Below are 13,765 nucleotides of genomic sequence, written 5' to 3'. Positions count from 1 at the left end.
TTTGCTAAATTGTAATTTATGGAATTCATTGTAAATGAGCCTGCCGTAGCTTACAACAAGCGGCGTTTCACCATTGAAGAATACTTAGAGAAAGAAAAAGCCTCTGACGAAAAGCACGAGTACTTTGAAGGAGAAATCTTTGCTATGTCTGGTGCAAGTACTCAACACAACTGGATTTTCTCTAATACATTTGGTGCATTGTGCCAGAAACTTAAACACAGAAACTGCTATCCCTTTGGCAGCGATATGCGGATGCATATTCCTAAAAATACGCTATTTACCTATCCCGATATTTCAATCTATTGCAATGAAATCGAGCACCTCCAAACCGATGAAGACACGAGTTTAAATCCCACAGTAATTATCGAAATCCTTTCGCCATCTACGCGAGATTACGATCGAGGGAAAAAATTTAAGCTTTATCGCGACATTCCATCGTTAAAAGAATACATCTTAATCGATTCCGAATCGGTAGCTATTGAAGCCTTTTACCTTAACGAAAACCAAAACTGGGAACTGATCGAATATCAGCAACTAACAGATTCGCTGAACTTTGTTTCCATGGGTTTTACAGTTGACATAAGCGATATCTACAACAATGTTCGTTTTGATTAAACTGAAATTGAAAACTGCCAATTAATCTATTTCTTCTCTTTCTTCTTGCCATAACCCCAAGGACAGTGCTTACACTTGTTTTTGCAACAATACCCACGCTTTAAATGATAGTTCGCTGTAAATACCATCAAGCCCGCTTCGTTAAAATAGAAGTCCTCTCCTTCTTTCATAGTAATTTTGAATTTTTGAATGAATGAATTTAAAATTAGTGAGCTTTTGGTGGACTGCCCTTCGACTCCGCTCAGGGTGACATTCTCCCTTTGATCTTTCAGTCATTCCATCATTTTATCATTCCATCATCCTATCAACCCATCATTTTCCCAATCAATCATTCTCTCATTCTATCATTCTATAACTCTATCATCCCATCATTTTCCCAATCAATCATTCTCTCATTCTATCATTTCCCAATCAATCATTCAATATTTTAACCTCCAATTGATCTTTGAAGTGCGCTTTCAGTTGTTTGCCATCGCCATGTAGCGTCCAGATTTGTTTTGGCTGCACCTCTTTTACAGTCTCTAAAATTGCGTCCCAATCGGCATGGTCCGAGATATAAAGCGAAATGCCGTTTTGTTGCTGCAGGTTCTTCCATCCTGAGGCAAAGGCACGAACTACGTTTATGGCTTTGTGGTAACTGTGAAAAACCATCGGAGGTACAATGTAAACCTGGTTTTCGTGGTTGTTCTTCATCACCTTTCGATCGTACATTTTGTAGTTACCTACGCTTATTCCATAATCTTCGTAAATTTTTACAAACGGCATGATGCTGTGGTGAAGCATCACATTTCTTGTGGGGCAATGCTCGTTTAGCAACCAAATGATACGTTGCGCCTTTCCTAACGAATAGGCGCCCAGCATGATATTTAAGCTCGTTTCGTTAAGCTTTTTAATTTCATCATCCGGCGATGGGTGCTTAGTATCAGGATTTGCAAAAGTGCTCTCGGTAATTAAAACATCCGCCTTAACAAATTCAAACGGTTCGCAGGTAGCATCCGGCTCAATTTTGTAATCGCCCGTATAGAGATATTTTACCCCCTGAAACTCCATTAAAACCTGGGCCGAACCTAAAATATGTCCTGCAGAAAAAAAAGTAATTGCTACGTCCTTTATCTTAAAAGTTTCATGGTAGGCTTTCGTATAAAAATCTACCGCCGCAAACTTGCGATAACGGTGTTTCATAAAGCTCGCTGTAGCCGCAGTACAATAAACGTTCTGACTTCCACCAATCGCGTGGTCGCCATGAGCGTGCGAAACTACCGCTTCCCTTACAGGCTGTTGTGGATCTAAATAAAAATCGCCATAAACACAATACAAACCCGTTGGCGTAATGGTAATGAAGTCGTCTAAAATCATGATCGGGATTGGTAGGGTTTACGGATAAGGCAGGATTTCATCAAGAGGGTTAATCGGTTTATTGTTTAACTGGTTAATTGCTAACTGCTAACTGTTAATTGCCAACTGTTAACTGCCAACTCCGAACTGCCAACTCCCAACTGTCAACTCCCAACTGCAACCTACCCATTGCTCATTGACAAAAACTGTTGATGCAAGGCCAAAACCTGCGCTATTATGCCATGTTGTTCATCATTTATAACAAAGTGATCGGCCAGTTTTTCTTTTTCAACATCACTAAATTGTTTATCCATCCGTGCCTTTACCTGCTCGGCAGTAACGTTGTCGCGTTCAATTACGCGGTTTAATCGTAGCTCAGTCGGGGCAGTAACCAGAATCGTTGTATCGCACATTTTATAAGAACCGCTTTCGAAAAGCAGCGCTGCTTCCTTTAACGTATAGGGAACATTCGGGTTAACTACTGCTTCCCAGGCATCAAAAGCCCTGAAAACCGCCGGGTGTACCAGTGCGTTCAACTTTGCAAGCTCCGTTTCGTTATTAAAAACAATCCCCGCAATGTGCTTATTGTTTAGTTTCCCATCTGCAAAGTAACTTTCGTTACCAAAAGCCGATTTAATACCATCAATCAACACCGCATCGCCGATCATGATGTTCTTCGCTTCAGTATCCGCATAAAAAACCGGAATCCCCAGTACTTCGAAAACCTTACAAACAGTCGTTTTCCCGCTGCCAATTCCGCCCGTTATCCCTACTTTGTACATTACTTTTCTACTATAAAATCTACTTTTGCAGGCGTAATATTCACCAGCTTACAATAATCCGGAAACTCGGTAAGCGTTACCGTAAGTTGCTTGTGGTGAAGCGTTTGCCATTCATCCGTATCAACAGTTGCCGTAATAAAGTTCTCATCTACCTGCTGGTAATTGCTCAGCGCCACCAAAAACGTAACCTTAATCTTTTTGGGGTATAGCTTAATGCTGTTATAGTTTTTGTTGTTGATAATCTTTAACGGAACCTCAACGGTTTTCTCTGTAAACTCGTCGACACCCATTTTTACCTCGACGGATGACGGATAAATACTGATATTTTTATGAACGCTGTGCTGCAAGGCAATCCGTACCGTTGCGCTCGATTGAACGTTATCCAGCTTCAGCGTGTCCGTTGGCCACGAGTTAATCTTTTTTAACTCTTCAAGCGGGCCCGCAACTTTAACAAAATTCGGGTTCAGCAAAATCTCGTTGGCTATACCGTATTGCTTTACGAAATTAACACGCTGGATTAACTTAATGGGCACCTTTTTAACCACCCGCTTAGTAAAATCGAAGTATAAAGTATCGGGCTTTATAGAAATAACTTTCTGGGTGTTCTCCTCTACCTGCTGGTTGATACTAAAGAGCTGATCAGAGCAAACAATAAAATCCTTGCTGTTCAGCTGGCTTAAACTTATAGAAATAGAGGGCGGACTGATTCTTAACCGTGCAAACAGCAGCTGCCAGCCTGTACCTTCTACCTGCAAATCTACTGTGTCTGATTGCAAAGGATAAAAAGCCCGTTTTGTTGGCGAGTTTTTAAAAACAAGTACCGTTTTGGCGCTGTAAATGTATTTATTGCTTAATGCCATAAAAAACCAAGCCGCAACCGCAAGCGCTAAGCAGGCAAGCAAGCTTAATACACGGCGTCGTTCAATTTTGGTTAATCTGATAAAGGGCATAGCTTAATCTTTTCCTCGTTGTGATACAATATGATTGCCTCAACATCGCCAAATGTAATAAAACAAAAACAGTCCCGAAAATTTTCGGGACTGTTGATCGGTATCATTAAAACAATGACTAGGCTTTTGCTGGTGCAACAACCGCTTTTGTAGCATCTAATGAAACTGCAGATTTATCGAAACGGATCTTCGCACCGCTCTCTACCTCAATTAAGAAAGTAGCTTCATTCATATCTATAATACGGCCATGAATACCAGCTGTTGTTATTACTTTATCACCTTTCTTTAATTCGGAGATTAATTTTTTATGATCTTTTGCTTTTTTTACTTGCGGACGTATCATGAAAAAATAAAATACCAGCGCAATTGCGCCCAGCATAATTAATTGTCCGTACTGCCCGAACCCGCCTGGTGCATCTAAAATTATTGTAGTAGTAGTCATTTCTTTATTATTTTGTTATTTGTTTAATGAATGATTTGTTGGTCGAACTGTTTAAACTGGTTAATCGTTTAAACTGGTTAACTGGTTAATTGTTCAAACTGGTTAATTGTCAACTGCGAACTGCCAATTGGTAATTGTCAACTGCCAAACTGAAACTATTTCTTTTCTAAAACCTCGCCAACCAAATGTACAGTGGCAATATTAGGGTTTGCGTTCGAAGTTACCGTAACCACTTTATCTTGCACCCCCATTTTACCTTCGCTATTAAAAACCACATTGATTTTTCCTTCTTTACCCGGTAAAATCGGTTCGCCGGGAATTTGCGGCACCGTACAGCCACATGTCGCCGTGGCGTTGCTAATAATTAGCGGGCTCTTTCCCGTATTTCTGAATTTAAATTCGTGCAGCACTTTTTCTCCTTGCGCAATTTTTCCGAAATCGTAAACGTCTCTTTCAAATACAATAACAGGTGCATCGCCAGGAGCAATTTGTGCCTGCGCCGTAGTATCATTACCAACCGATACCAACGTAGATGTTTCATTCGAGTTATTTGCGTTACGGCACGATGCAAATGTGAGCACCGCAATCGCCATTAGGAAAACTTTCTTCATGTTAATCTTCAATTAATCCGCGACCTATTTTCTTAATCGTGTTGTTTTTCTTTAAATCGCCTAAAATTTTGTCCAAAATACCGTTTATAAACGAATTACTTTTCGGCGTACTGTAATCTTTTGATAAGTCGAGATACTCGTTAATGGTAACCTTAACCGGAATCGACGGAAAGTTGAGCAGTTCGCAAATGGCCATCTTCATTAAAATCGTATCCATTAAGGCTATACGCTCCGATTCCCAGTTTTTAGTACGTTCCGCTATCATTTCCTGATATTTAGCATCGTTTTGAAGCGTAAACACAAATAAATCTTGTACAAACTTGCTGTCCTCAATCCAATCCGCACTTATTTCCGTAAGCTTGTTCTTAAAAGGATCATCGTTCGTAAAGTTTTTAAGCGTTTTGGCAACCATCCCTTTCATTACTTCATGATCGACCTGCCAGTTGATAAACTTCTCTTCAAAAACCTGAATAATGCCCTGGTTTTTTAAAATGATTTTTCTGAAAATGTATTTGATAATATCTTTTGATGATTCGAGGCTTTCGTTTGGATCCACAAGATAATCCGCATATTCTTTTGAAGCCTTTAAAGAGTTAAACACCGTTTTACGAATTTCCGGATCAAAGCCCCAATCTACCTTAAACTTTTTAACCGAAGCAATATACTCAGGGTTTTGTTGCATTAAAACGCTAAACTTGTTGTGTAAAAGCTTCATGTTCGGATTAATGTCATCTGCCGTTTTCAGGTGCTTGTTTGCACGTTCCGCCGCATCGTTAGCGGTGAACTCAGTAACTTCTACCAATAGCGATAGCATCCAAATGTACATTTCGTACACACTATCGATACTTTGCATTAAAGTTTTTAGGTCGCCTTTAATGTCTTTTTTGTCTGCCATGTGCCAAGCAAAAATATTTTGCAAAGCTTTAATTCTTAAGTGCCTTCTGTTTAACATGAATGTAAGAACGAGTGAGGGTTTTTAAACCTGTGTTTAATAATTAGTTAATATGATGATTTTATTTTCTTAACGTCTGCAATGCGCTTTTCGGCAATGCGGTTTGCAGCAATGTTTGTTGATATGTTTTCGGCTTTGCTTAACTTAATTACGCTTCGGGTTGCATCGTAAATGTTTTCCGTAAGCTGTACAGTACGCTTTTTACCAAAACCTGTTAACTCCGAATAGCACGAAATCAGGCCTCCCGCGTTAATTAGGTAATCCGGAGCAAACAAAATTCCTTTTTTTAATAGCAATTCGCCATCCAAAGCTTCATCCTTTAACTGGTTGTTCGCCGAACCAGCAATAATGGCGAACTTCATTTTTTGAATTGTTTGATTATTCACCGTTGCACCCATGGCGCAAGGCGCAAAAATGTCAGCATCGCAGCCAAAAATCTTATCTGCATCTATCGGTTTCGCCTTATACTTTCGGGCCACATAAGTAAGTTGCCCCTGGTTAATATCGCTAATTAATACTTCCGCATTTTCTTTTCTCAGCAAGGCCACCAAATGTTCTCCAACATTGCCAATTCCCTGTACCACAACCGTACGGCCAGCAAGCATATCGGTTCCAAAAACTTCTTTAACACTTGCTTTTATGCCCAAATAAACGCCCTGAGCAGTAAACGGTGCAGGATTGCCCGCTCCACCCAGCGATTCCGGAACTCCAGTAACGTAACTGGTTTCCATCCGGATATATTCCATATCGCGGGTGTTGGTGCCCATTTCTTCCGCAGTAATAAATTCGCCGTTAAGGTTTTTTATAAACCTGCCGTAACTGCGCATTAAGGTTTCCGTTTTATCCTTGCGAGAATCGCCGATAATAACGCCCTTTCCCCCTCCAATGTTTAAACCTGTAATTGCCGCTTTGTAAGTCATTCCCCGCGATAGCCGCAAGGCATCTTCAAGCGCTTCGTTCTCTGTAGTGTAACTCCACATTCGTGTTCCGCCCAAAGCCGGGCCCAATGTGGTATCGTGAATCGCGATAATTGCTTTTAAACCTGTATCCGGATCATTACAGAAAACCAATTTTTTATGCCCGTAAGCACTCAATTGCTCTAGAATCGATGAATCTGACGAAGAATTTGCTGGCATAATGAACGTTCGGCTAACCTGCTGCAAAAATAAAATAAAAAATGATTATTACAGCCTTTTAAACAAACTATCACAAAATTACTTCCCACTAGCTTATTAAAAAGACTAATAAACCAATGTTTCCGATCAATAAATGCTTTCGAGTTTCATATTCAATGTTGTAAAAAAAAAGCCTTTACAAATAGTTCATATTTTACATTCAAGTATAAAAATTGACTACACAGAAACATAAGCCACATAGCTTAACCCCATAAAGACCTATGTTTTCTATGTGCCTATGTGGTCGAAAATTAGCGCTTACTTTTTTTAGCCAGTACGGGCCGGGAAACATAAGCCACATAGCTTACCCCATAAAGACCTATCTTTTCAATGTGCCTATGTGGTCGAAAATTGGCACTTACCTTTTTAGCCAGTGGGTTATTCGCGTTTCGCGTTTCATCGCTTGGGGATCCTTCGTTACTCTCAGGATGACAGCTATAAAACAGTATCAACCGGAAAGCGTAGTACTACCATTGACGTTTTTGGCACCCTGCTGTTTTATAAGGCTATACATGATATAAGGCCATACATGAACGGTCGTCATCCTTCCCGAAACTTCGGGAGGGATCTTAATGCTAAGGCTTTAATCCCGAAGCTTCGGAACCGCCTGCGCGGCATGACGGCCGGCTAAAAAAAGGCACTCATATTGATTTTTGTGAAACAAATTACCCCTCCGGATGACAGCTATCTTTCCTCCCAAATCTCCTGCTTTACTAATATCTCAATAACCTCCCTCCCCCTGCGCAGCATCCTGATAAGGGTTTGCCTGCGAATAATCTACTGCCGAAACCTTATAATCCGTTGGCGCAAAGCTCTTTGCCGTACTTAACGCCATACCAAGTTCGAAACGCGTAGGATAAGGCGTTTGCAACAAGCTACCCACGGCGATATAAGGATAACTCTCCTGGTACGATTGAATTAAATTGGCACTTACCCGCCTGCTAATATATGCCCGGCTAAGCTGTCGCGGCTCCCGTAAACCCGCAGCCCCCAACAGCTCAACCGCACTCGCAACCGTTAAGTTATGAAAATTCTTTACCCGAACCGCTTTATCTTCCACTACCAGACCTTTCATTAAGCTCGGATCTTGCGTGGCCACACCCGTTGGGCAGGTATTGCTGTTACATTCCAGGGCCTGAATACAACCCAGGGCGAACATCATACCACGTGCCGTATTGCACATATCTGCACCGAGCGCAATATTTTTAACCAAATCGAAACCAGTAGCAACCTTTCCCGAAGCGATAATTTTAATGTGTTGCTTTAAGTCGAAACCATTTAAAACATCGTAAACAAAAGCAATAGCTTCCCGTAGCGGCATACCCACTGAGTTAGAAAACTCCTGCGGCGCTGCACCAGTTCCACCTTCACCCCCATCAACCGTAATAAAATCGGGATAAATCCCCGTTTCAATCATCGCCTTGCAAATCGAATAAAACTCGCTTTTGCGCCCAATACAAAGTTTAAAACCCACCGGTTTGCCGCCACTTAGTTCCCTTAGCTTTTTAACAAATTCCAGTAAACCAATTGGCGTGCTAAACGCCGAGTGTGCCGGTGGCGACAATACATCTCTGCCTTGGGGCACCAGGCGGATTCTGGCTACCTCGGCCGTTACCTTCGAGGCTGGCAGCATGCCGCCATGACCTGGTTTTGCCCCTTGCGACAACTTTATTTCGACCATTTTAACCTGTTCCGTTGTGGCCCTTTCCGCAAACGCATCGAAGTTAAATGTGCCATCATCGTGCCTACAGCCAAAATAACCCGTTCCAATCTGCCAAATCAAATCTCCTCCAGGTTTACGGTGGTAATCGCTTATGCCTCCCTCACCCGTATTGTGTGCAAAGTTGCCCAGTTTGGCGCCTCCATTTAAGGCTAAAATTGCGTTTTGGCTAAGCGAACCAAAGCTCATGGCAGAAATGTTATAAATACTGGCCGAATAAGGCTGCTTGCATTCAGGCCCTCCAACCAACACCCGCGGGTCTGAATTTAATTCGTGGTGAGAAATTGCAGCAATACTGTGGCTCAGCCATTCGTAACCACTATCGTAAACATTTAATTGCGTTCCAAACGGAATGGTATCATTATCTTTTTTTGCCCTTTGGTAAATCAGCGACCTGTTTAAACGATTGTACGGCGTTCCATTCGTATCGCTCTCCACAAAATATTGATAAACTTTTGGCCGCAACTCCTCCATAAAATAGCGCAACCGTCCAAATACCGGATAATTACGAACAATACTGTGTTTAGGCTGATATAAATCGTAAATCCCTAAAAGGACAAAAGGACCAGTGAAAACAAAAGTCCACCATAAAAAAGGGTGATATAAACCCAACATAATAGTTAAGGCCACTAAGAATGCAGCGATGGCAATGAAAGCTTTTCTCATGATAATGGGTAGCGTATGTTTTGTTTTACAAAGATTAAGATTAATAAACAATCGACACCATTAAATTGTTATTTTTACACAATGTTAATTAAGATTTATCCCGAAAACCCTAACCAGCGAGCCATTCAACAAGTTGTTGAGGTATTAAGAAAAGGTGGTTTAATTATCTATCCTACCGATACCATTTACGGTTTGGGTTGTGATATTACCAATCCAAAAGCGATTGAAAAAATTGCCCGTATTCGCGGGATAAAACCCGAAAAGGCAAACTTCTCTTTCATCTGTCACGATTTGAGTCATATTTCTGATTTTATCAAACCGATAGACAATACTACCTTCAGGATTTTAAAAAAGGCACTGCCCGGTCCCTTTACCTTTATTTTTAATGCCAATAATAATGTACCCAAATTATTAAGCTCCAATAAAAAAACCGTCGGTATTCGTGTTCCCGATAACAATATTGCCCGCTGCATCGTAAAAGAACTCGGCAACCCGATCCTCTCTACCTCTATAAAAGACGACGACGAACTAATTGAATACTCTACCGATCCCGAGTTGATTCACGAGAAATACGAAAGTCTGGTCGATTTAGTAATTGACGGCGGTTATGGCGATAACGAAGCTTCGACGGTAATCGACTGCACGGAAGGGACGTTCGAAATTGTGCGTGAAGGAAAAGGAAGTATCGAAGATTTTTTATAGGCGGATAACCTGCTTTTTTAAGGCAACATCCGCTATTGCTGGCATTTATTTCGCCACTACATCCAAATTTATCTTTCCCATTTGCTAAAATTTGAAAAGTTTCTATCTTTGAGGCCTCTCGGGATGTAGCGTAGCCAGGTATCGCGTCAGCATGGGGTGCTGGAGGTCGGAGGTTCGAATCCTCTCATCCCGACTTTTTTTTAATTTGATAGTCTCCTGGATTATAGTTGAGCCACGAACTTGCGTGAGCAACACGGCGCTTTCTCCGTTTTTTGATCTTATAAATTCGATATCATAAAAGGCTCATTTCATAAGATACATCATTAGCGCAATTGCGCTCCCAGCACAAGCCAACACCTGCCGCCATACTCACCATTTCAATAACAAAATTTAAATCATCGTATTTACGCTTCAATAAGCCGCATTAACCGTCTTCTTTATACTTTATGCCCTAGTATAGCACAGCAACCTCCGCAATCAGCGGTATACCAACAGCGACTTCGAAGTAAACATCAGCGATAATATCAGCTTAACCCCATAATAGAAAGTGTTTTACAGGTTTGTTCAGCTTGTTGCGACCGCTCGATGGGCGCCCGTTGACATTTGTTGAATCTTTTAACCGTCACTTTTTCGCCATACAACCTCTGGTTTTGGGCTTTTATTGCCTTTCCTAATGTGGTTTGATATTTTTGCCCGGATGGCAAAGGTGATTAATTTAGAAGTATTTCAGCGTTTCTTTCGTTCGGGCCAGGTTGGCGGTTGTTTATTATTAATCTGTGTTGTAATTTCCTTATTAATCGCAAACACAGCCTCAAAAGACGGTTTTGAAACTTTTCTGCAAACTACAATCGGCTTTGGCAACCTCAATTACAGCGTATTGGCATGGATAAACGACGCCTTGATGTCGATCTTTTTCCTTCTGGTTGGCCTCGAAATTAAGCGTGAATTTGTAGAGGGCGAATTGTCATCTGTTAAGCGCATAGCCCTCCCTGTTATTGCCGCTCTGGGCGGAATGCTGGTGCCAGCAATCATCTACTGGATGCTTAACAAAGGCAGCGCAACATCAAGCGGCTGGGGGATCCCGATGGCCACAGACATTGCATTTGCACTCACCATCATTGCATTGCTCGGTAAAAGCGTACCACCCAGCTTAAAGATTTTTCTGGCCGCTCTGGCAATTGTCGACGACTTCGGCGCCATACTCGTTATTGCCATATTTTATACCAGCAAAATCCATTTTGAGTACCTCGCATTAGCCGCGGTAACCTTAATGTTGCTCGCCACCTTAAATTACTTCCATGTAAAAAAGCTGGTTTATTACCTTGTTCCCGGCGTATTTTTGTGGTACTTCTTTCACCATTCTGGCATTCATGCAACAATTGCCGGCGTACTGTTGGCGTTCACCATTCCAACCAATGAAACCGATATCCCATCTCCGTTAGAAACCCTCGAGCACTCCTTAACCGTGCCTGTTAACTACATTATTATGCCCGTATTCGCCTTAGCCAACACCAATATCACTTTCGAAAAAGAGATGTTCGCGGGCCTGGTTTCGCCACTTGGCCTCGGCATTATTGCCGGCCTCTTATTGGGAAAAACCATTGGTATAACTTTTTTTAGTTGGTTAGCCGTCAAATTTAAACTCGCTAACCTGCCCAGAGGAGCCAGCTGGAAACACATGCTCGGCGTGGGCATGCTCGCCGGAATCGGCTTTACCATGTCGATTTTTATTGCCTTATTATCCTTTAGCGATGCGTTGTATGTTTTAGAGGCCAAGTTCGCCATATTAACGGCATCGATTTTATCCGGAGTGATTGGGTCCGTTTTCTTGAAATCCGTTAAAACTAAAAGTAAATCCTTCAAATCCGTAACAGCCTGAGTACGAAAGTTGAGGTGCACAGAGAACTTTTCTAATTGGCGTTCAATGGCATTTAACAATAAATAAAAAAGCTCCTCTTTGCAAAGGAGCAGTAAAATAACACGGTAAAGTCGACGTATAATCTTACGTTTTAGGTCGTATGACAAAGATTTGAACAAGTGTTACATCCGTTGATCTTTTTGTAGGGATGTTCTTTTTTCGCTTTATTGACCGCAGGTTCGCAAGAACTAAAACTGCCCAGATCATCGTAATTTTGCGCAAGAAAGAAAACACATCCCGCTTCATGAACTTCGTAATCTCCGTTTGCTTGTTGGTTCAAATTCAATCTGTAAATAGCCATAATGTTCGATTTTAAAGGTTTAACATTCCTCAAACCTATGCAATTCGATAGCGGAATAGCTACGGAAAACCGTAGTGATCAACAAATCACTACCGACTGTTCCTCAAGCCTCACAAAAAACGTAGCACTAAAACAACGCAGCTTTCTACCCTTTCCGTGCTTTCCGCGTTTCCGTGGCAATTAGAAGCACTAAAACAACGCAACTTTCTACCCTTTCCGTGCTTTTCCGTTTCCGTGGCAAAACCTGCATCAAAACCTCCGGCGCTTTTGCATGGCCCACCAGTGTTTTTCGTTAAACTTTCTATAAAATTTCCATTAAGCGAACAAAACACTCCTAAAAAGTTGTGCGAAAACCATATCTTCATTTCCAACTAACCATCTGTAAACCTCAAATAAACACATGTATGTCTAAAACATTTGAAACCGGCCTGGCAAAGAACGTGGCCAATTTTGAAACGCTTATCTCCTATGTTGTCGGTTATGGCCCAGCCTATAACCCTAGCAACGCAGCCATTCAGCTATCCAGTTTACAGGCCAAGGCAGAAACAGCCAAAGCAGCAATGGCCACCACAAACGAACTATTGGCCAGTTACACTACAGCAGTAGCCGCCCGTAAGGTAGCTTTTGAGCCCTTAAGTAAATTGAGTACACGGATTTTTAATTCGCTGAAAGCAACTACGGCAACCCAGGCCAATATTGATAATGCAGAAAGCAACCACCGAAAGCTGCAAGGACGAAGAGCATCGGCAGTGCTTACCGAAGCAGAAAAAGAAAGCCTAACAGCAGAGGGTAAAACAGCCAACCAGATCTCGGCATCGCAGCGCAGTTTCGACAACCAATTAGAAACGCTCGACAAACAAATTAAGTTATTGAGTACCATTTCGGCCTATAATCCCAATGAAACCGAATTACAACTAACAAGCCTTAGGAATTTATACAATGATCTGCTTCAGAAGAACAGGCAAGTAATTAATGATGAGGCCGCCCTAAGCAGTGGCCGAATTGCCCGCGACAAGGAAATTGACGGTGAAACTAGCGGAATGATTTCATTGGCCCTAACGGCAAAAGACTATACAAAATCATTGTTCGGCCAAAGTTCTCAAGAATTCAAGCAAATTTCGGGCTTATCGTTTAGCAGACCGAAAATTTAACTTCATAAAAAGAATCATCCCTATTCTTTATAATTTAAAGAGCCACAAACAAAATATCTTCTGCCATTTAACCATAATAGCGGCATGCAATTCGTAAACCGCTTATTTTCTTGCAACAAACAAGTAATGCTTTGCACTAACATTCTAGTTGGTTGCACTGGCATTCCAGTTGGTTGCACTGGCATTCTAGTTGGTTGCACTGGCATTCCAGTTGGTTGCACTGGCATTCCAGTTGGTTGCACTGGCATTCCAGTTCGTTGCACTGGCATTCCAATTGGTTGCACTGGCATTCCAGTTGGTTGCACTGGCATTCCAGTTCGTTGCACTGACATTCTAGTTGGTTGCACTGACATTCCAGTTGGTTGCACTGGCATTCCAGTTCGTTGCACTGACATTTCAGTTGGTTGCACTGGCACTCAGGTTCATTGCACTGGCACACCGGAGG

14 protein-coding genes and 1 tRNA gene are annotated in these 13,765 nt (G+C 41.8%); 5 read left to right on the top strand and 10 right to left on the bottom strand.

Annotated features, from left to right (window positions below; all coding sequences use genetic code 11):
- Positions 1–18 precede the first annotated feature (18 nt).
- Positions 19–615: a Uma2 family endonuclease gene (locus tag IZT61_RS20995; protein ID WP_196098951.1), complete on the top strand. Its 597-nt coding sequence runs from the start codon at positions 19–21 to the stop codon at positions 613–615.
- Between the two features lie 26 nt (positions 616–641).
- Here the strand turns inward: IZT61_RS20995 and IZT61_RS20990 are convergent, their stop codons facing one another.
- From IZT61_RS20990 to IZT61_RS20950, 9 genes are all read right to left on the bottom strand, one after another.
- Positions 642–743, bottom strand: coding sequence for a DUF5522 domain-containing protein (locus IZT61_RS20990; protein WP_230383967.1), 102 nt, complete (start codon positions 741–743; stop codon positions 642–644).
- A 283-nt stretch (positions 744–1,026) separates the two neighbouring features.
- The gene (locus tag IZT61_RS20985) at positions 1,027–1,971 is read right to left on the bottom strand and encodes an exonuclease (protein ID WP_196098949.1); all 945 of its coding nucleotides are present in this window, start codon (positions 1,969–1,971) and stop codon (positions 1,027–1,029) included.
- A 161-nt stretch (positions 1,972–2,132) separates the two neighbouring features.
- Positions 2,133–2,732, bottom strand: coding sequence for a dephospho-CoA kinase (coaE, locus tag IZT61_RS20980; protein ID WP_196098948.1), 600 nt, complete (start codon positions 2,730–2,732; stop codon positions 2,133–2,135).
- Positions 2,732–3,682: a YbbR-like domain-containing protein gene (locus IZT61_RS20975; RefSeq protein WP_230383788.1), complete on the bottom strand. Its 951-nt coding sequence runs from the start codon at positions 3,680–3,682 to the stop codon at positions 2,732–2,734. The genes coaE and IZT61_RS20975 overlap by 1 nt, the downstream gene beginning before the upstream one ends.
- Before the next feature lie 118 nt (positions 3,683–3,800).
- On the bottom strand, positions 3,801–4,124 hold the full coding sequence (gene yajC / locus IZT61_RS20970) for a preprotein translocase subunit YajC (protein WP_196098947.1): 324 nt from the start codon (positions 4,122–4,124) through the stop codon (positions 3,801–3,803).
- 155 nt (positions 4,125–4,279) lie between these two features.
- Positions 4,280–4,735 (bottom strand): DUF1573 domain-containing protein, encoded by a 456-nt coding sequence (locus tag IZT61_RS20965; protein ID WP_196098946.1) that lies wholly within the window; start codon positions 4,733–4,735, stop codon positions 4,280–4,282.
- A gap of 1 nt (position 4,736) precedes the next feature.
- Positions 4,737–5,687 (bottom strand): transcription antitermination factor NusB, encoded by a 951-nt coding sequence (gene nusB / locus IZT61_RS20960; protein WP_196098945.1) that lies wholly within the window; start codon positions 5,685–5,687, stop codon positions 4,737–4,739.
- A gap of 47 nt (positions 5,688–5,734) precedes the next feature.
- Complete coding sequence (locus IZT61_RS20955) at positions 5,735–6,823, bottom strand: Glu/Leu/Phe/Val family dehydrogenase (RefSeq protein ID WP_196098944.1); 1,089 nt, start codon at positions 6,821–6,823, stop codon at positions 5,735–5,737.
- 760 nt (positions 6,824–7,583) lie between these two features.
- Positions 7,584–9,248: an FMN-binding glutamate synthase family protein gene (locus IZT61_RS20950; protein WP_196098943.1), complete on the bottom strand. Its 1,665-nt coding sequence runs from the start codon at positions 9,246–9,248 to the stop codon at positions 7,584–7,586.
- A gap of 81 nt (positions 9,249–9,329) precedes the next feature.
- Here IZT61_RS20950 and IZT61_RS20945 point away from each other — a divergent pair, with 81 nt between their 5' ends.
- From IZT61_RS20945 to nhaA, 3 genes are all read left to right on the top strand, one after another.
- Entirely contained in the window at positions 9,330–9,950 is a 621-nt protein-coding gene (locus IZT61_RS20945; protein ID WP_196098942.1) for an L-threonylcarbamoyladenylate synthase, read from the top strand.
- Between the two features lie 119 nt (positions 9,951–10,069).
- Positions 10,070–10,143 (top strand) — tRNA-Pro (locus IZT61_RS20940).
- A 504-nt stretch (positions 10,144–10,647) separates the two neighbouring features.
- Entirely contained in the window at positions 10,648–11,829 is a 1,182-nt protein-coding gene (gene nhaA / locus IZT61_RS20935; protein ID WP_196101381.1) for a Na+/H+ antiporter NhaA, read from the top strand.
- Positions 11,830–11,959: 130 nt separating this feature from the next.
- On the opposite strand, the gene IZT61_RS20930 is transcribed toward nhaA, so the two are convergent.
- The gene (locus tag IZT61_RS20930; RefSeq protein ID WP_196098941.1) at positions 11,960–12,169 is read right to left on the bottom strand and encodes a hypothetical protein; all 210 of its coding nucleotides are present in this window, start codon (positions 12,167–12,169) and stop codon (positions 11,960–11,962) included.
- Between the two features lie 404 nt (positions 12,170–12,573).
- Here IZT61_RS20930 and IZT61_RS20925 point away from each other — a divergent pair, with 404 nt between their 5' ends.
- On the top strand, positions 12,574–13,320 hold the full coding sequence (locus tag IZT61_RS20925; RefSeq protein WP_196098940.1) for a hypothetical protein: 747 nt from the start codon (positions 12,574–12,576) through the stop codon (positions 13,318–13,320).
- Positions 13,321–13,765 lie beyond the last annotated feature (445 nt).

The sequence above is a fragment of the Pedobacter endophyticus genome (assembly GCF_015679185.1).
GTDB lineage: Bacteria > Bacteroidota > Bacteroidia > Sphingobacteriales > Sphingobacteriaceae > Pedobacter > Pedobacter endophyticus.
The sequence above is the reverse complement of the archived record's forward strand: the minus strand, read 5'-3'. Positions and strand labels throughout refer to the sequence as shown.